14 protein-coding genes and 4 tRNA genes are annotated in these 16,199 nt (G+C 53.2%); 13 read left to right on the forward strand and 5 right to left on the reverse strand.

The annotated features are described in order from the left end of the window. The first annotated feature begins 28 nt into the window (after positions 1–28). The 3 genes from efp to ACP3TC_RS01445 all read left to right on the forward strand — a co-directional run bounded on the left by efp (position 29) and on the right by ACP3TC_RS01445 (position 1,028). Positions 29–595 carry an elongation factor P gene (gene efp, locus ACP3TC_RS01435; RefSeq protein WP_052898816.1) on the forward strand — a complete coding sequence of 189 codons (567 nt, stop codon included), beginning with the start codon at positions 29–31 and terminating at the stop codon, positions 593–595. A gap of 52 nt (positions 596–647) precedes the next feature. Next, complete coding sequence (locus ACP3TC_RS01440) at positions 648–779, forward strand: entericidin A/B family lipoprotein (RefSeq protein ID WP_072133238.1); 132 nt, start codon at positions 648–650, stop codon at positions 777–779. Between the two features lie 114 nt (positions 780–893). Next, positions 894–1,028 carry an entericidin A/B family lipoprotein gene (locus ACP3TC_RS01445; RefSeq protein ID WP_052898817.1) on the forward strand — a complete coding sequence of 45 codons (135 nt, stop codon included), beginning with the start codon at positions 894–896 and terminating at the stop codon, positions 1,026–1,028. A gap of 42 nt (positions 1,029–1,070) precedes the next feature. Here ACP3TC_RS01445 and ACP3TC_RS01450 read toward each other — a convergent pair whose 3' ends face one another. Next, complete coding sequence (locus tag ACP3TC_RS01450) at positions 1,071–1,595, reverse strand: lipocalin family protein (protein WP_313854093.1); 525 nt, start codon at positions 1,593–1,595, stop codon at positions 1,071–1,073. A 213-nt stretch (positions 1,596–1,808) separates the two neighbouring features. Here ACP3TC_RS01450 and epmA point away from each other — a divergent pair, with 213 nt between their 5' ends. Next, positions 1,809–2,786: an elongation factor P--(R)-beta-lysine ligase gene (gene epmA / locus ACP3TC_RS01455; protein ID WP_313854092.1), complete on the forward strand. Its 978-nt coding sequence runs from the start codon at positions 1,809–1,811 to the stop codon at positions 2,784–2,786. A gap of 35 nt (positions 2,787–2,821) precedes the next feature. Here the strand turns inward: epmA and mscM are convergent, their stop codons facing one another. From mscM to rsgA, 3 genes are all read right to left on the reverse strand, one after another. Then, positions 2,822–6,145, reverse strand: coding sequence for a miniconductance mechanosensitive channel MscM (mscM, locus tag ACP3TC_RS01460; protein WP_313854091.1), 3,324 nt, complete (start codon positions 6,143–6,145; stop codon positions 2,822–2,824). 11 nt (positions 6,146–6,156) lie between these two features. Beyond that, a complete protein-coding gene (gene asd, locus ACP3TC_RS01465) occupies positions 6,157–7,056 on the reverse strand; it encodes an archaetidylserine decarboxylase (protein ID WP_313854090.1) in 900 nt (299 codons plus the stop codon). Positions 7,057–7,165: 109 nt separating this feature from the next. Beyond that, entirely contained in the window at positions 7,166–8,218 is a 1,053-nt protein-coding gene (rsgA, locus tag ACP3TC_RS01470; protein WP_313854088.1) for a small ribosomal subunit biogenesis GTPase RsgA, read from the reverse strand. Positions 8,219–8,320: 102 nt separating this feature from the next. Between rsgA and orn the strand changes: the two genes are divergently transcribed. The 6 genes from orn to ACP3TC_RS01500 all read left to right on the forward strand — a co-directional run bounded on the left by orn (position 8,321) and on the right by ACP3TC_RS01500 (position 11,077). Beyond that, the gene (orn, locus tag ACP3TC_RS01475) at positions 8,321–8,866 is read left to right on the forward strand and encodes an oligoribonuclease (RefSeq protein ID WP_313854086.1); all 546 of its coding nucleotides are present in this window, start codon (positions 8,321–8,323) and stop codon (positions 8,864–8,866) included. A 170-nt stretch (positions 8,867–9,036) separates the two neighbouring features. Next, positions 9,037–9,112, forward strand: a tRNA-Gly gene (locus tag ACP3TC_RS01480). Between the two features lie 354 nt (positions 9,113–9,466). Beyond that, a complete protein-coding gene (locus ACP3TC_RS01485; RefSeq protein WP_313854084.1) occupies positions 9,467–10,519 on the forward strand; it encodes an ABC transporter substrate-binding protein in 1,053 nt (350 codons plus the stop codon). 252 nt (positions 10,520–10,771) lie between these two features. Beyond that, a tRNA-Gly gene (locus ACP3TC_RS01490) sits at positions 10,772–10,847 on the forward strand. 40 nt (positions 10,848–10,887) lie between these two features. Then, positions 10,888–10,963: transfer RNA gene (locus ACP3TC_RS01495), tRNA-Gly, on the forward strand. A gap of 38 nt (positions 10,964–11,001) precedes the next feature. Further along, a tRNA-Gly gene (locus ACP3TC_RS01500) sits at positions 11,002–11,077 on the forward strand. Positions 11,078–11,388: 311 nt separating this feature from the next. On the opposite strand, the gene queG is transcribed toward ACP3TC_RS01500, so the two are convergent. Further along, the gene (gene queG, locus ACP3TC_RS01505; protein WP_426817374.1) at positions 11,389–12,528 is read right to left on the reverse strand and encodes a tRNA epoxyqueuosine(34) reductase QueG; all 1,140 of its coding nucleotides are present in this window, start codon (positions 12,526–12,528) and stop codon (positions 11,389–11,391) included. Between queG and nnr the strand changes: the two genes are divergently transcribed. From nnr to amiB, 3 genes are read left to right on the forward strand one after another with little or no spacing between them, the layout of a single operon-like run. Further along, a complete protein-coding gene (gene nnr, locus ACP3TC_RS01510; RefSeq protein WP_313854079.1) occupies positions 12,527–14,050 on the forward strand; it encodes a bifunctional ADP-dependent NAD(P)H-hydrate dehydratase/NAD(P)H-hydrate epimerase in 1,524 nt (507 codons plus the stop codon). The two genes, queG and nnr, sit on opposite strands and share 2 nt — an antisense overlap. Continuing rightward, positions 14,047–14,523, forward strand: coding sequence for a tRNA (adenosine(37)-N6)-threonylcarbamoyltransferase complex ATPase subunit type 1 TsaE (tsaE, locus tag ACP3TC_RS01515; RefSeq protein ID WP_313854077.1), 477 nt, complete (start codon positions 14,047–14,049; stop codon positions 14,521–14,523). Before nnr ends, tsaE begins: the two co-directional genes overlap by 4 nt. Next, positions 14,520–16,199: an N-acetylmuramoyl-L-alanine amidase AmiB gene (gene amiB / locus ACP3TC_RS01520; protein WP_426817375.1), complete on the forward strand. Its 1,680-nt coding sequence runs from the start codon at positions 14,520–14,522 to the stop codon at positions 16,197–16,199. The genes tsaE and amiB overlap by 4 nt, the downstream gene beginning before the upstream one ends.

Raw genomic sequence — 16,199 nt, forward strand, 5'->3', positions numbered from 1 at the left:
GTACCAGTATTAATATTAGAGGGCCTTTATGGCGACTTATTCTAGCAACGATTTCCGTCCCGGTCTCAAAATCATGTTCGAAGGCGAACCTTACGCTATCGAATCCAGCGAGTTCGTTAAACCAGGTAAAGGCCAGGCCTTCGCACGCGTTAAAATGCGCCGCCTGCTGACCGGAAGCCGCGTTGAGAAAACCTTCAAATCTACCGACTCCGCTGAAGGCGCAGACGTTGTAGATACTAACCTGAACTATCTGTACAACGACGGTGAGTTCTACCACTTCATGCACCCGGAAACTTTCGAACAGCATCAGGTTGAAGAGAAAGCAGTCGGTGATGCAGCGAAATGGCTGCTGGATAATGCAGAATGTATCGTGACGCTGTGGAACGGCCGTCCGATCCAGGTATTACCACCAAACTTCGTTGAACTGGAGATCGTTGATACCGATCCAGGCCTGAAGGGTGACACCGCAGGTACCGGCGGCAAGCCAGCTAAGCTGTCTACCGGCGCAACCGTTAAAGTGCCATTGTTTGTTCAGATCGGCGAAGTGATCAAAGTTGATACTCGCTCTGGCGAATACGTGTCACGCGTAAAATAAGTGTGTCGAAGGCGTACTTCTGGTACGCCTCTCAACTCAATGTGAGAACCGAATGATTAAGCTTGCTAAATTGGTCGCCATCGCGTTGTTGATGACGGGTGCCCTCAGCGCCTGTAATACTTTCCATGGTTTTGGCGAAGATGTACGCCATCTTGGCGGGGCCATTTCTCGCGCTGCGAGCTGATTCTCTTTTCTTCTGAAAATATTTCCTTTTAACCCGCGTGCAATAAGCAGAGTGTCGATTCACCGCCTATGCTTATAGCGCTGTACTAATAACTTCTGTTAAAAGGAAATTGCTATGTTTAAGAAGAGTATTGCTACTATTTTTTCCGTACTGATTCTTTCTTCCCTGCTGTCTGCCTGTAATACCACGCGTGGTGTTGGTGAAGATGTTGAAGCGGGTGGTCAGGCGATCCAGAAGAGCACTCAGTAATCTGTTAACCGGTACGGGCTTTCTGCCGTACCGGCCCCTTCCTTAGCTCTGATTTACCCAGATTAACTTCTCGACCGGGAAACCGTTCTGGCGTGCTTTCTCAACCAGCTGCTGTTTCACTGACTCATCCAGCGTTGGCGTACGCGATAAAATCCACAGATAATCCCGATTAGGCCCACACACCAGCGCATGTTGATAGTTATCATCCAGCGCAATCACGTTATAGCCGCCGTAAAACGGCCCAAAGAATGATACTTTCAGCGCCGCGCGCTGGCTGTCACCGGTAAAGTAGGCTTTACCGACGCTCTCCTGCCATTTCTGCTTTTTGGCGTTAAAGCCACGGTTTACCACCTTCAGGCCACCGTCATCGCGTTGACTGTAAGTTGCAGTGACGTGATCGAGTCCGCGCTCGAAGGGATGATCGAGACGTGCGATCTCATACCAGGTCCCGAGATAGCGATCTGCCTGAAAACCTTCAACCACGGTGACATTTTTGGGTGGGGTGGTACTACAGGCGACAGAAAGCAGTGCGCCAGTAACGGCTACCAGCATTTTCCACAGTTGCATAAGCTATTCCTTTATAGATGAGTCGCTTAATTATAGGTGATATTTGTCAGGCAGCGGATAACTACTCGATAAATTGAGATTGTTGCTGCGAATAAGTCTGAATGAGTAATTTTGAGGTTTGCGGCTATTTGGATGAGAATTTGCTCAGAAGTTTGTTTGCTCACTGCGATACGGGTAGACTTCACCCCCCTGTTTGACTTCGGAGTAACTACCATGAGCGATACGGCAAGCTGGCAGCCGAGCGCACCCATTGCCAATTTGTTGAAACGTGCAGCGATTTTAGCTGAAATACGACGTTTCTTTGCCGATCGTGGCGTGCTGGAGGTAGAAACTCCGGCAATGAGTCAGGCAACTGTCACTGATGTTCACCTGTTCCCGTTTAAGACGCGCTTTGTCGGCCCGGGTGCAGCCGCAGGGCTGGATCTCTACCTGATGACCAGCCCGGAATACCATATGAAACGCCTGCTGGCAGCAGGTAGCGGTCCGATTTATCAGCTGGGTCGCAGTTTCCGTAATGAAGAAGCCGGGCGTCACCATAATCCTGAATTCACGATGCTGGAGTGGTATCGCCCGCATTACGATATGTATCGTCTGATGAACGAAGTGGATGATTTGCTGCAGCAGGTGCTGGAGTGTGACAGCGCAGAGACCCTCTCTTATCAGCAGGCGTTTATCCGCCATCTGGAACTGGATCCGCTGTCGGCTGATAAAACGCAGCTGCGTGAAGCGGCGGCTAAACTTGGCGTTGGCGATCTGGCTAATGCGGAAGAAGATCGCGATACGCTGCTGCAACTGCTGTTTATGCTGGGAGTGGAACCCAGGATTGGACAGGATAAACCCGCTTTTGTTTATCACTTCCCGGCGTCGCAGGCGGCACTGGCCGAGATCAGCACTGAGGATCACCGTGTAGCTGAACGTTTTGAGGTTTATTACAAAGGCATTGAGCTGGCGAATGGCTTCCGTGAACTGACCGATAGTCGTGAACAGCGTCAGCGCTTTGAGCAGGATAATCGTCGTCGCGCGGCACGCGGTTTGCCAAAACAGCCGATTGATACCAACCTGCTGGATGCGCTGGCACAGGGTATGCCTGAGAGCTCGGGTGTGGCGCTGGGTGTCGATCGTCTGGTGATGCTGGCCTTAAAAGCCGAGCGTTTAAGTGATGTGATCGCCTTCCCGGTCGATCGCTGCTAAATCAACGGGCGGCAAGCGCCGCCCGTATCGATGATTTATAACCCACCCGATTTATAGGTTCTCGCTGCCGGCGCGCCGTTGCTGGCGGGGGTTTTTTGCCCCAGCGTTTCCATACGTACCTGGAATGGCGGGAACGGCATCTCAATACCGTGCTCACGGAAACCGTGCAGAATCAGCTGATGCAGCTCATTACGCAACGGCATGCGATGACCCATCTCGGCGGCATAAATACGCAGCTCAAACAGCTGAATCCCCTGTTGTAAATCTACCAGGAAGGCTTCAGGCTGCGGCGTATCCAGCACCCAGCTACAGCGCTCTGAGGCCTGCAGCAGGATGGTATTGATCTCCTCACTGTTAGCGGTGGCCGGTGCCGGTATAGTCAGTACCACGCGCGTAACGGAGTCAGAGAGAGACCAGTTGACGAACTGTTCGGTAATAAAGGCCTTATTCGGCACAATGATCTCTTTACGGTCCCAGTCAGTAATGGTGGTGGCGCGAGTATTGATGCGGGTAATACTCCCGGTAAGATCGCGAATGGTCACGGTATCGCCTATACGGATCGGTTTCTCAAACAGAATGATCAGGCCAGAGATAAAGTTGGCGAAGATCTCCTGTAAACCAAAACCCAGTCCGACACCGAGTGCGGCAACCAGCCATTGCAGTTTCGACCACTCAATACCAATCATCGAAAAACCGACCAGCCCACCCACCAACAGCAGCACATACTTGGTCAGGGTGGTAATCGCATAGCCGGTGCCGGGAGTTAAGCTAAGATGCTGTAACAGCGCCAGTTCCAGCAGCGCGGGCATATTGCGCACCAGCTGGGTGGTAATAATCAATACCAGGATGGCGATGAGTATTGAACCGAGGGTAATTGGCTCAATACTTTCCACACCCTGTACCGTGGTGCTGGCGTCCCACAGCTTAATGTTTTCCAGGAAGCCAAACGCGGAATGAATCTCAGACCACAACACAATCACCGAAACCAGCGCGATCAGCGTCAGAATTGAGCGCACCAGCCGCAGTGACTGGGCACTGATGGCATCGAGGTCGATTACCGGCTCATCCAGGTCGACACTGTCGCTGGTTTGCTGCGCTTCTTCTTCGCCGCGTGCGCGATTCGCCAGCATATCGGCACGACGTTGACGTGCGCGATCAAAGGCAATGCGGCGACGCTGAATCAGCATCCATCGGCGGATGATATGGTAAATAATCAGCAGCAGGAACCAGATAGCAACTGAGGTTTCCAGCCTGGCCAGCAGCGCTTGTGCGGTAGCCAGATAGCCAATGCAGGAGGCCAGCGCGGCGACCAGCGGAATGCAGATCATCAGATTCCACAGGATCTTATTAATAACGTTTTCGCCGTTCCCCTCTTTATCGAGATACAACGGCAGGCCGGCGCGCTTCAGGCTGACGGTTACCAGGCTTAATGCACCGCAAATCAGCACAAAGCACAGGCGACCAAGCGTGGCGGAAAACTGTCGCTCTTCCAGATTATCAAAAGCGATCAACAGCATGATCAGCGGCACGATAAAGCCGATCGACAGTGAATAGTAGCGCATGGCGCGCGCCACGCGCTGTTTCGGCCAGCGGAAATGCACCACAAACAGGCCTTGTGGCCGGGCAAAAGCGGCACTGATCATAAATGCCCACAGCACCGGCAGCGTCGCCGTTACGCCGTCGCCAATCGCCACGGCGATGGGGTAGGGCCAGGCGTGTTGCAAACCATAGCCAAGCGCTGCCCACAATACCGGCAGGGGTAAGGCCACCACAATTGACCAGAACACGGTACGCATCGTCAGGCTGAATTGATCCTGCGTTACTTTACCGACGCGGCTGGTCGCTCGTTCGAGGAATGCATGATAGTGACGACGAGAACTGATGCTGATGCCGACTAACAGCAGCGCCGCGATAATCGGCAGCACCGTTTCGCGACTGGTAAGCATCATCACAAATGCGCCGCCGAGCTGGCCTAAAGTATCCAGAGATAACAGACGGTTCAGCGCGTGTGCCACATCGATTGGATATTTCAGGCCAATCGGACTGACATCAGCGGTCCAGAACAGGTAACGGTGCGCGGCCTCGTTAATTTCTGTTAGCGCATCCTGTAACTGGCTGTTGGCTACTTTCAGCTTGGTGACTTCGAGAATTAAGGTGTCACAACCTGAAATCAGCGAGGTAAGCAGTTCCCGCTGGGTACGCAGCTGGGCATCAAGAATGCGTTTCTGTTCATTAGTCAGCTCCTCGCCATTCTCCTGCTTCTGCTGTCTCAGCTGTTGCTGACGATTTAACAGATCTTCGTAATACAGGCGCTGCACGCGCAACTGGCCCATGTCACTGTCAAGCTGCTGAGATTTCGGCATTTCTGGCAGACGAGCGACCTGGGCGCGCAGGGCTTCGCCTAACAGATTGGAGGCACCCAACCACTGAGATTGTTCACGAATGGTGCTCAGCGCCTGACGTACCTGAATGGTCTGATTGGTGGCTTGTCGTTGCTGTGAGGCCACCAAATCCATACGTTGCGCCTGCTGATTCAGCTCGCCAGACAGCTCGCGGTTAACGCGAAACTGCTCAGTAATGCCCGGCGGCAGATCGCCGCTATTTTCCGCCAGCTGTTCGGTACGCTCCAGCGCCAGCTCAGCTTCACGCTGACGCAAGCTGTTCAGCTGATTGCGCAACGCCTGCAGATAGTTGTCCAACTGGGCGGCTTTTTTCTGGTGGACTTCAGCGCGCATGCGCGCCAGTTCCTGACGGTTATTCGCCGACAGCTGCGCCAGCTCCAGCTCGTCAACGCGAGCCTTCTGAGCGGCTGACTCAGCCTGACGCACGTAGATTTGTGCCTGCGCCATTGGCGTGGTGGCGCTGGGTTGTGACTGCAACCGGCGCTCAACTTCACTCAATGCACGACGTGCTTCGGTCTGCTGCTGAGGCAGCTGCGACATTGAATCACTGATTTCGCGTGCGCGATCCTGCTCCTGCTGAGCCTGGCGACCCTCTTCCAGCAGCTGGCTGCTGATTTGCAGGATCTCCTGGTCCAGTTCAGCGCTGGTCATAGTGCTGCGTACCGACTTGGTGCTGTCAGTCAGACTGGTGATTTGCTGGCGCAGTTCGCGGGACAGTTTCGGAAAGTCGTCGATGACCTGTTGGTATTGATCGGTCAGTTCAAGCGAGGCTTTACGCTCATTCAGCCAGTTCAGCGCGGTTTCCAGCGTCTGAACCAGTTCCGCCTGATTCGGCGTATTTTTGCCAGACTTAGCCTGCTCAAGCTCTTGCTTAAGCAGGCCGTCATCGGGAAGACTGGCAGCTAACACGGGCCAACTTAAACAACAGCCCAGTAAAATAGTAAGAATCAGGCGCACGTTAGGTTCTGCTATTGGTGATGTAACACGGTTTCGGCATCGGTTTTCTGCAAGGCAATTGCCAGCGGTTGACCGAGACGGGTTTTGGTTTCCGGCGTCAGGCTTTCTGCCAGTTTTACTTTGCCTGGCGCAAACAGGTTGATTACCGTTGAGCCAAGTTTAAAGCGGCCCATTTCCTGGCCCTTCAGCAATACCACGGAACCTTCTTCTTCAGCACCCGGCCAGGTCCAGCGTTTGATTACGCCGGTACGCGGCGGCGTTACCGTGCCTGACCAGGCGGTTTCGATGCTGCCGACAATGGTCGCACCGACCAGAATTTGCACCATTGGGCCAAATTCAGTATCGAAGTAACATATGACGCGTTCATTACGCGCGAACAGATTCGGTACGTTTTGCGCGGTCAGCGGGTTAACCGAGAACAGGTCGCCGGGTACATAGATCATTTCGCGCAGGATACCGTTACACGGCATATGTACGCGGTGATAATCGCGAGGCGCAAGGTAAGTGGTCACAAACTCGCCGTCACGGAACTGGTCGGCCATTTGATAGTTACCGGCCAGCAGCGCTTCCAGCGAGTAGTTATGCCCTTTGGCCTGGAAAATATTGTCGCCATCAATATGACCGAGCTGGCTGATTGCGCCATCGGCAGGCAGCACCAGCAGATTCGGGTCGGTATCAATTGGGCGCACGTCGTCACGCAGTGGGCGGACAAAAAAGTCATTGAAGGTGCGATAGGTCGCAGTATCCGCTTTCTGAGCTTCGGACATATCGACCTTATAGAACCAGACAAAGCTGTCGATAACTGCTTTGGTCAGCCATCCTGCGCGCTTGCTGGCGCCCCATCCGGCTAATTCAGTTAACCACTTCTTTGGCAGCAAATAATTCAGGCCGAGTTTAATACGATCCAACACGTTAGCCTCCTGGCTTAATACACGACGTTGAGAGAAAAAGGGGGCGAATTGTAGCAGCGCCCGTTTCTTTAGGCTATGTACCAGACATCATTGCCTGTTGGTGTACAGATTAGTCATCACTGGCGAAGTTTTTACGTGTCTTTACCTGTGACATGCTTTCGAGAATGCGGTGGTAGTTAAAGAAGCGCGACTCATTGATGGTGCCGTTATCCACCGCTTCGCGAATGGCGCAGCCTGGATCGGTATCGTGTTTGCAGTCGCGGAATTTACAATCACCAAGAAACTCACGGAATTCGACAAATCCACGGGTGATTTGTTCCGGTTCGAGGTGCCAGAGACCAAATTCACGTACCCCAGGTGAGTCAATCACATCCCCGCCGTGAGGGAAGTGATAAAGACGGGCGGCGGTAGTGGTGTGCTGACCGAGGCCGGAAACATCAGAGACGTCGTTAGTCAGAATCTCATCGCGACCCAGATCGAGGCCGAGCAGAGCGTTCAGCAGGCTGGATTTACCGACGCCGGACTGTCCGGCAAAGATGCTGATGCGGCCAGTCAGTGCCTCTTCCAGCTCTTTCAGGCCCTGTTTTTCATGGCTGGAAACCATCAATACGCGGTAGCCAATATGGCGATAAATATCCATCTGCTCATCCACAAAGGCACGGCCTTTGTCATCCAGCAGATCGGTTTTATTCAGCACCAGCAGTGGTTCGACATCCAGCGTTTCGCTGGCAACCAGGTAGCGGTCGATGATATTCAGTGAAAGCTCGGGCAAAATCGCCGAGACGATGACGATTTGATTGATATTAGCGGCAATCGGTTTAACGCCGTCATAGAAATCCGGACGTGTCAGTACCGAGGTGCGTTCATGCACCGCTTCAACAATGCCTTTTACCGTTGCGCCGCCTTCCTGACCCGGACGCCAGACAACGCGATCGCCGGTGACCAGCGAGCGAATAGTGCGACGAATGTTGCAGCGATGCACCGTTCCATCAGCATCCTCGACGTCGGCGTGCATGCCAAAACGACTGATCACAATACCATCGCGCGCTTCACCAAACAGGCTGTCGTCAGGCTCAGGTTTGCCTTCACGCTGTTTCAGGCGGCGATCGTGGTTGGCGCTGACGCGACGTTGTTGACCTTTGGACAGTTTATTTTTGCTCACTCTACCTCACAGAACTGACGGCGGTTCGCCCATACCGGGCAAAACGTCTATGATACACCCTTATTCGTTGTAATGACGACTTTGGCAACTGCGGGATTAAACATGAGCGGAAATGAAAATAACCTGATTTGGATCGACCTTGAAATGACCGGCCTCGATCCCGAGCGCGATCGCATTATTGAGATTGCGACGCTGGTGACGGATGCCAATCTGAATATTCTGGCGGAAGGCCCGGTGATTGCAGTTCATCAGAGCGATGAACAGCTGGCGTTAATGGATGACTGGAATGTGCGCACCCATACCGGCAGCGGGCTGGTCGAGCGGGTCAAAGCCAGCCAGTTTGACGATCGCGCTGCTGAGCGGGCGACCATCGAGTTTCTGCAACAGTGGGCACCGGCAAATAAGTCACCGATTTGTGGCAACAGCGTCGGTCAGGATCGTCGTTTCTTGTTTAAATATATGCCGGAGCTGGAAGCCTATTTCCACTATCGTTATCTTGATGTCAGCACCTTAAAAGAGCTGGCTCGCCGCTGGAAACCAGAAATTCTGCCAGGTTTTAAAAAGCAGGGTACGCATCAGGCATTGGATGATATTCGTGAATCAGTCGCTGAACTGGCTTATTACCGCGAACATTTTATTCAGCCCTGAACCTCACGGGCGGCGTTTTGCCGCCCGCGCTAATAATTTGTACAGCGATGGGCTAATAAAACAGCAATTGCTGCGAAAGCGAAAATAATTACTTTCCGGGAGTTGCGGGGGAGATAATTTTTCGTATAATGCGCACCCCGTACCGGTGAAGAATTTTATTGGTACGCAGAGCGGGAATAGCTCAGTTGGTAGAGCACGACCTTGCCAAGGTCGGGGTCGCGAGTTCGAGTCTCGTTTCCCGCTCCAAATTTTTTTTCAAACCTCCCAGTTATACACTTCCTGACACAAGCCTTAATTTTTTCCAGTTGCAGATTGCTGCCAGCGAATATTTTTCACTGATGCAGTGAATAACACTCCCTCTTCAGATTATTACGCGACTTCTTTCTGGTTGTCCGATGAGTCTCGCCCGGAAACATAAACATTCGCCGTCCTTCAATGTCCCTTCGAATAACTCAGCCCTGAACTTTTTAACTGGCGTCTCATCTAATTTATTGCTGTTAACTGACCGTTGTTAATAGTCGATGTGAACCGTCTCAGCAGGATCGCTGATATATCGGATACCGCTGCGTCTTCAACCGAGTCTGGATAGGAAATCTATAGATGAAATGGACCGCAATACTCAAAATGATACTGACGGCAACTGCCTTTTTCTCAATGACGCATAGTGCTGTAGCGCAAAGCGAACGGGTGTTCCCGGAGCTAAGGCCGCCGACCGATACCGCCAAAGATATTCGGGTGATTGGATTTGCCGGTGGTTTCAACTTGCCCATATGGGTAGCCGAGCGACAGGGCTTTTTTGCTGATGAGGGGTTGAAAGTGAGTCTGGATTTCACTCCCGGCTCTACCTATCAGATGTCGAATTTAATCGCCGGAAACTACGATGTTGCCATGACGACGTTTGACAATGTTATCGCTTATCGTGAGGGGCAGGGAGAAGCGTGGATTCCGCCGGGACAGAAGATCGACGTGGTGTCTGTTTTGGCTTCCGACAACGGATTTCTTTCAATATCGGCGCAGCCTGATGTTGAAAGTATCGCAGCGTTAAAGGGGCGGACGATTACTGTTGATGCCATGACCACCGGTTTTGCATTCGTGATGCGGGAGATGCTGGCGCGAAATGGCGTTGAGGAGAGTTCTGTCAAATTCGAACGTGCGGGTGGGGTTGCCAGTCGCTATCGCGATATGCTGACAGATAAAAGTCACGCAGCCACCATCCAGATGACGCCATTCGACCTGCTGGGGCAGGCCGCTGGATTACGCACGCTGGCCAGGGTATCAGATGAATTGGGGCCGTATCAGGGAATGACCGCTGCGGTTAGCCGGAGTTGGGCGCAACAGAATCGTCAGTCTGTCGTGGGTTTTATCCGCGCCTACAGGAAAGCCATTGACTGGCTGTATAATCCGCAAAATCGTCAGGTGGCAGAGGCTATTCTGGTGGCCAACGCAGGGGCCTCAATGACGCCTGCACTGGCGAAAGGTACGTTGGATATTATGCTGACGCCAGAAACCGGATTCTTTCGCGATTCCGCTCTCCATCCCGAGGGGATGAAGCTGGTTCTGGCACTGCGTTCCAAATATGGTATTCCTGCCAGGACGTTAAGCGATCCTGAACCGTATCTCGATCTGTCGTTCTATCAACAAGCAAACATGTAACAGTTTGATTATGCTGCTGTGCGGCATCAATAACGTACGGCAGCATAGTTTTCCGGGTGACGAACTTCCAGGCATTCAAACCGTCTTTGTGAACAAAGGGCTTGCCATCATTTTCGAACAGGTCCATAATGGCGACCTTCCCTGACAAGGGGATGCGTAAAAGTTCTTTTAATCAGTAGGTTAGCGATTTAAAGGCCATTTACGGTTAGAAAATAGAGTAAGTTGTCGCTGATAAAGCGCACCGGTTCCAAAGCGGGAATAGCTCAGTTGGTAGAGCACGACCTTGCCAAGGTCGGGGTCGCGAGTTCGAGTCTCGTTTCCCGCTCCAAAAATTTGATTTTGCAGTATTGCAGTACACCAGTTCCAAAGCGGGAATAGCTCAGTTGGTAGAGCACGACCTTGCCAAGGTCGGGGTCGCGAGTTCGAGTCTCGTTTCCCGCTCCAAAATTTGATTTTGCTGTTTACAGCACACCAGTTCTTATGCGGGAATAGCTCAGTTGGTAGAGCACGACCTTGCCAAGGTCGGGGTCGCGAGTTCGAGTCTCGTTTCCCGCTCCAAATTTTTAAACTTCCTTTTTCAGATGAATTATCCACAGCGATAAGTCGACTGCTCTTTGCTGCATTCCCCAATAGTCAAAATCTTTTAAACAGAGTTATCCACAGGTTAGTTGTTGCTGCTGCTCAGGTATTTTTGCAGTCGATAATTCCATGTGAAATATAACAATATGATTTAAAAGTAAAAAATAACTTTATGGTTTTTCGTTCCAATCGCGTTTTGCGGCTGTGACAGTTGAATGACAACGCTTTTTTATTTTTATTCACAGCGTGTGGAAAACCTGAAGTGAGTCGCCCGCCATTCAATCGTACGCTTATGCATCACGTGGTAATCCCTTCTCGATAGCCCGCACCAGGCGTTTTTGCTGCGGTCGTTGAACCTCAATCACCTGTTCGCTGCGTTTAATCTGCTGTTGCGCCAATGCCCAGTGGATATGTTCATCCAACATTGCATTTTCGCCCATTCGCGCGCCCAGCGCCGCCACGATCTCTGTATCCCAGGGCGCATTGCCCATTGCCACCGCAATATTGCGCAACCAGCGCAGATGACCAATGCGGCGAATTGCCGAGCCTTCCGTAATGCGTAAAAACTTTGCCTCATCCCAGGCAAAAAGTTCACTCAGCGGCGGAGCGTGCAACACCGCCCGTGGACTAAAATCATCTTCGTCGGTAAGTTGGCCGTAACGGTTCCATGGACAAATTAGCTGGCAGTCGTCGCAACCGTAAATCCGGTTACCAATCAGTGGGCGAAATTCCTCCGGAATCACTCCCTCCAGCTCAATAGTGAGATAGGAAATGCAGCGGCGGGCATCAACCACGTAGGGTTCAACAATGGCACCGGTTGGGCAGGTGGTGATACAGGCCACGCAGCGCCCGCAGTTCTCTTCCTGCGGTTGATCCACCGGTAATGGAATATCAATTAACAATTCACCGAGGAAAAACCATGAACCTGCTTCGCGATTCAGAATCAAAGAGTGTTTACCGGTCCAGCCCAGCCCGGCTTTGACCGCCAGCGGGCGCTCAAGCAACGGGGCTGAGTCGACAAAGGGGCGGTACTGACTGTCGCCACAGCGCTCGCGGATCATATCGCCAAGCTTTTTCAAGCGATTGCGTAATACTTTGTGGTAATCACGTCCCAGCGCATAACGACTAACATAACCAAGGCGGGGATTTTTCAGCGTGCTGGCAAAAGCTGCTTTGGCAGGAAGATAGTTCATCCGCACGCTGATTACGCGCAGCGTACCGGGCAACAATTCATGCGGGCGGGCGCGCATCATGCCATGACGCGCCATCCAGTCCATTTCGCCATGATACTGTTTGTCCAGCCATGCCTGCAGCCGCGGTTCTTCCGGCGTTAAGTCGGTATCGCAAATACCGACCTGCTGAAAACCGAGCGACAGTCCCCACTGTTTAATATCCTGGGCAAGCTGATGAAGATCGAGAGGGTGCGACATGACTGACCATAGAGAAAGAGAAAACACCGCCAGTTTACCACACTCTGTATGGCCTGCAGAGGCGATGAGCCATCTGGAAACCTCAGCCGCAGACACCCTCGGAATTACGCTGTTTGAGCTGATGCAGCGCGCGGGTGGAGCCGTATATGAACATATCATCCGGCGCTGGCCGGATGCGCATCACTGGTTAATTTTATGCGGACACGGTAACAACGGTGGTGACGGTTATGTTGTGGCACGACTGGCGCAGGCGGCCGGAATTGAGGTAACGCTGCTGGCTTGTGAAGGCAGTAAGCCGCTGCCGGATGAAGCGCAGGCTGCGCGCGATAGCTGGCTGGCGGCGGGCGGTTTGATCCATGCTGCCGATGCGCCCTGGCCGGAAAAAGTCGAAGTAATCGTGGATGCTTTGCTGGGCACCGGATTAAATCGTCCACCAAAAGCACCGTATGATGAATTAATTGCCAAAGCTAATCAGCACCCTGCGCCGAAATTTGCCGTCGATATTCCTTCCGGCTTACAGGCGACTAACGGTGCTGCTGCTGGTGAGGCGATTGAGGCGGCCGGGACTCTGACGTTTATCGCGCTGAAACCAGGATTACTGACCGGGAAAGCCCGCGATTACGTTGGCAAACTGAGCTATCACGCGCTGGGTCTGGAGTGCTGGCTTGCGGGCCAGCAAGCGCCGATGACGCGTTATGATGCCAGTGATTTAGCGCAGTGGCTGCGACCGCGCCGGGCAACGTCCCATAAAGGCGATCACGGGCGTTTATTGATTATTGGTGGCGATCACGGCACCGCCGGCGCGATTCGCATGACCAGCGAAGCGGCACTGCGCAGTGGTGCAGGATTAGTGCGAGTACTTACTCACAAACAGAATATTGCCTCACTGCTGACCGCCCGTCCGGAGCTGATGGTGCAGGAATTAACCGCAGAAGCACTGGATGACGGGCTGGAATGGGCCGATGTGATTGTCATTGGCCCCGGCCTCGGCCAGGGAGACTGGGGTAAGAAGGCGCTGAAAAAGGTTGAAAACAGTCAGAAACCGATGCTTTGGGACGCAGATGCGCTTAACCTGCTGGCAATCAGCCCTGAGAAACGTCAGAATCGAATTATTACGCCGCATCCTGGTGAAGCAGCACGGTTGCTGAATGTTAAAACGGCTGAAATTGAGAGTGACCGCTTACATGCGGCGCAGCGCCTGGTAAAACGCTATGGCGGTGTGGTAGTACTGAAAGGCGCAGGAACTGTTATCGCCAGTCAGCAGGGCGAACTGGCGTTTGCCGATGTCGGTAATGCTGGCATGGCCTCGGGCGGTATGGGCGATGTGCTTTCCGGTATTATCGGCGGACTGACAGGGCAAAAACTCTCATTGTATGATGCTGCCTGTGCCGGCTGTGTGGTGCATGGCGCGGCCGCAGACTCCCTGGCGGCACGCTATGGTACACGCGGTATGTTAGCAACCGATCTGTTTTCCGAGCTGTATCTGTTTGTCAATCCAGAGATTTCGAATACTAAAGCATGAATACCAGTGTTATCGCATTGCCCGATGAGGCAGCAACCCTAGAACTGGGTGCCAGTGTGGCCCGCGCTTGCGACAGCGCGGCGGTCATCCATCTTTATGGCGATTTAGGCGCAGGCAAAACCACCTTTAGTCGCGGATTTTTACAGGCGCTGGGCCACCAGGGCAATGTGAAAAGCCCGACTTATACGCTGGTTGAACCCTATACGCTGCCCGGACGCACGGTTTATCATTTTGATCTCTATCGCCTGGCCGATCCTGAAGAGCTGGAGTTTATGGGGATTCGTGACTATTTTGCTGACGATACCCTTTGTCTGGTGGAGTGGCCGCAGCAGGGCGAAGGCGTATTGCCGCCACCCGATTTAGCCCTGCATTTGCACTATCAGGCGCAGGGGCGTCTGGCTGAAATCACCGCACTTTCTACTGCAGGAGAACGTATGTTGCAGCAGTTCACCGCGAACAAGGATTGCCCATGATGTTTCGCGTTAGATTAGCGTTGATGTTGGCATGCTGTCTGGCTTCATTCTCCTCACTGGCGGCGAATCTTTCCGATATAAAAGTCTCCAATGGCAACAGTAAAGCCACCATTACTCTGAGCTTTAACGGTCAGCCGGTTTACGGTTTTTTTCCGCTGCATGGCCCAGAGCGGGTGGTGCTGGATATTCGCCAGAGTGGTGTGATTCAGGGGTTGCCGCTGACGTTTAGCGGTGACAACATCGTCAAACGCATTCGTTCCAGCCAGCCAAAAGACAGCCAGAGCATCCGGCTGGTATTTGAACTGACGCAGGCCGGGCGTACCCGCGCGGTAACCAAACGCAACGGCAATAATTATGACGTGGTGTTCACTATTACCGGCACGCAAACCGCTAGCAGCAGTCCGCGTCCGGCAGCAGTGAGCAGCGCCACGCGCAGCAATCCGGTAACCAAAACTGCGCCAGCCAAACCGGAGCGTAATCCGTTCGACGGTAATAAAGTGACGGCGGTGACCAGCGGCAATACGCGCGTGGCACCGGGACGCACCAGCTCCAGCGCCAATGATACTATCGTGGTGGCTATCGATGCCGGACACGGCGGTCAGGATCCCGGGGCGATTGGTCGTGATGGCCTGAAAGAGAAGAACGTGACCATTGCCATCGCGCGCAAGCTAAAAGCATTGCTTAATGCCGACCCGATGTTTAAAGGCGTGCTGACCCGCGATGGTGACTATTTTATTTCGGTAATGGGTCGATCTGACGTGGCGCGTAAGCAAAATGCCAATGTGCTGATCTCTATCCACGCCGATGCGGCGCCAAATCGTAGCGCGTCAGGTGCCTCGGTCTGGGTGCTCTCTAACCGTCGCGCCAACAGTGAAATGGCTAACTGGCTGGAGCAGCACGAGAAACAGTCGGAACTGCTGGGCGGTGCAGGTGATTTGCTGGCTAACAGTCAGGCCGATCCCTATCTGAGTCAGGCGGTACTGGATTTACAGTTTGGTCACTCGCAGCGCGTCGGCTATGACGTGGCGGAGAAAGTTCTCGCTGAGCTGCAGCGTGTGGGTTCGCTGCATAAGCGCCGCCCGGAACATGCCAGCCTTGGCGTATTGCGTTCGCCGGATATTCCGTCACTGTTGGTGGAAACCGGTTTTATCAGTAACCCTGCGGAGGAGCGACTGCTAGGCAGTAGCGCGTACCAGGAGAAGATTGCCCAGTCGATTTATAAAGGACTGCGCAACTACTTCCTGACGCATCCGCTACAATCCGGCCCAAAGCAGGAAAACCGTCCGCTGGAGTCAGCAGCGGCGGTTAACGTAAGAGCTAACAGTTCATCGACGGCAACGCACTACACTGGCGCGACAATGCGCCACGTCGTGCAGCGCGGTGAAACGCTGTCGGGCATCGCGGCACATAATGGTGTCAGCATGGCCACCTTGCGCTCGCTCAACAATCTGAAAAAAGATGGCGTCTGGGTCGGGCAGCGCTTGAAAGTTCCGGCTGGCGCCACCACTACCACTAAAGTCAGCAGTAAACCGAAGAAGCATAAAGTGGTGCGGGGCGATTCTCTGACGGCGATTGCCGTTCATTATGGCGTCAGTTCGAAAGCCATTATGCAGGCCAACAATATGAAAAGTACCAATGTGATGTTGGGACAAACACTTTCTATTCCCGCATCCTGA

Source organism: Winslowiella sp. 2C04, from assembly GCF_050037805.1.
GTDB classification, from domain to species: Bacteria; Pseudomonadota; Gammaproteobacteria; order Enterobacterales; family Enterobacteriaceae; genus Erwinia; species Erwinia toletana_A.

Bases quoted from the DNA above. Each gene is read 5' to 3' on its own strand.
- ACP3TC_RS01450 (WP_313854093.1), bottom strand. From the start codon at position 1,595: ATGCAACTGTGGAAAATGCTGGTAGCCGTTACTGGCGCACTGCTTTCT.
- efp (WP_052898816.1), top strand. From the start codon at position 29: ATGGCGACTTATTCTAGCAACGATTTCCGTCCCGGTCTCAAAATCATG.
- ACP3TC_RS01485 (WP_313854084.1), top strand. From the start codon at position 9,467: ATGAAATGGACCGCAATACTCAAAATGATACTGACGGCAACTGCCTTT.
- ACP3TC_RS01445 (WP_052898817.1), top strand. From the start codon at position 894: ATGTTTAAGAAGAGTATTGCTACTATTTTTTCCGTACTGATTCTTTCT.
- epmA (WP_313854092.1), top strand. From the start codon at position 1,809: ATGAGCGATACGGCAAGCTGGCAGCCGAGCGCACCCATTGCCAATTTG.
- nnr (WP_313854079.1), top strand. From the start codon at position 12,527: ATGACTGACCATAGAGAAAGAGAAAACACCGCCAGTTTACCACACTCT.
- tsaE (WP_313854077.1), top strand. From the start codon at position 14,047: ATGAATACCAGTGTTATCGCATTGCCCGATGAGGCAGCAACCCTAGAA.
- amiB (WP_426817375.1), top strand. From the start codon at position 14,520: ATGATGTTTCGCGTTAGATTAGCGTTGATGTTGGCATGCTGTCTGGCT.
- orn (WP_313854086.1), top strand. From the start codon at position 8,321: ATGAGCGGAAATGAAAATAACCTGATTTGGATCGACCTTGAAATGACC.
- ACP3TC_RS01440 (WP_072133238.1), top strand. From the start codon at position 648: ATGATTAAGCTTGCTAAATTGGTCGCCATCGCGTTGTTGATGACGGGT.
- queG (WP_426817374.1), bottom strand. From the start codon at position 12,528: ATGTCGCACCCTCTCGATCTTCATCAGCTTGCCCAGGATATTAAACAG.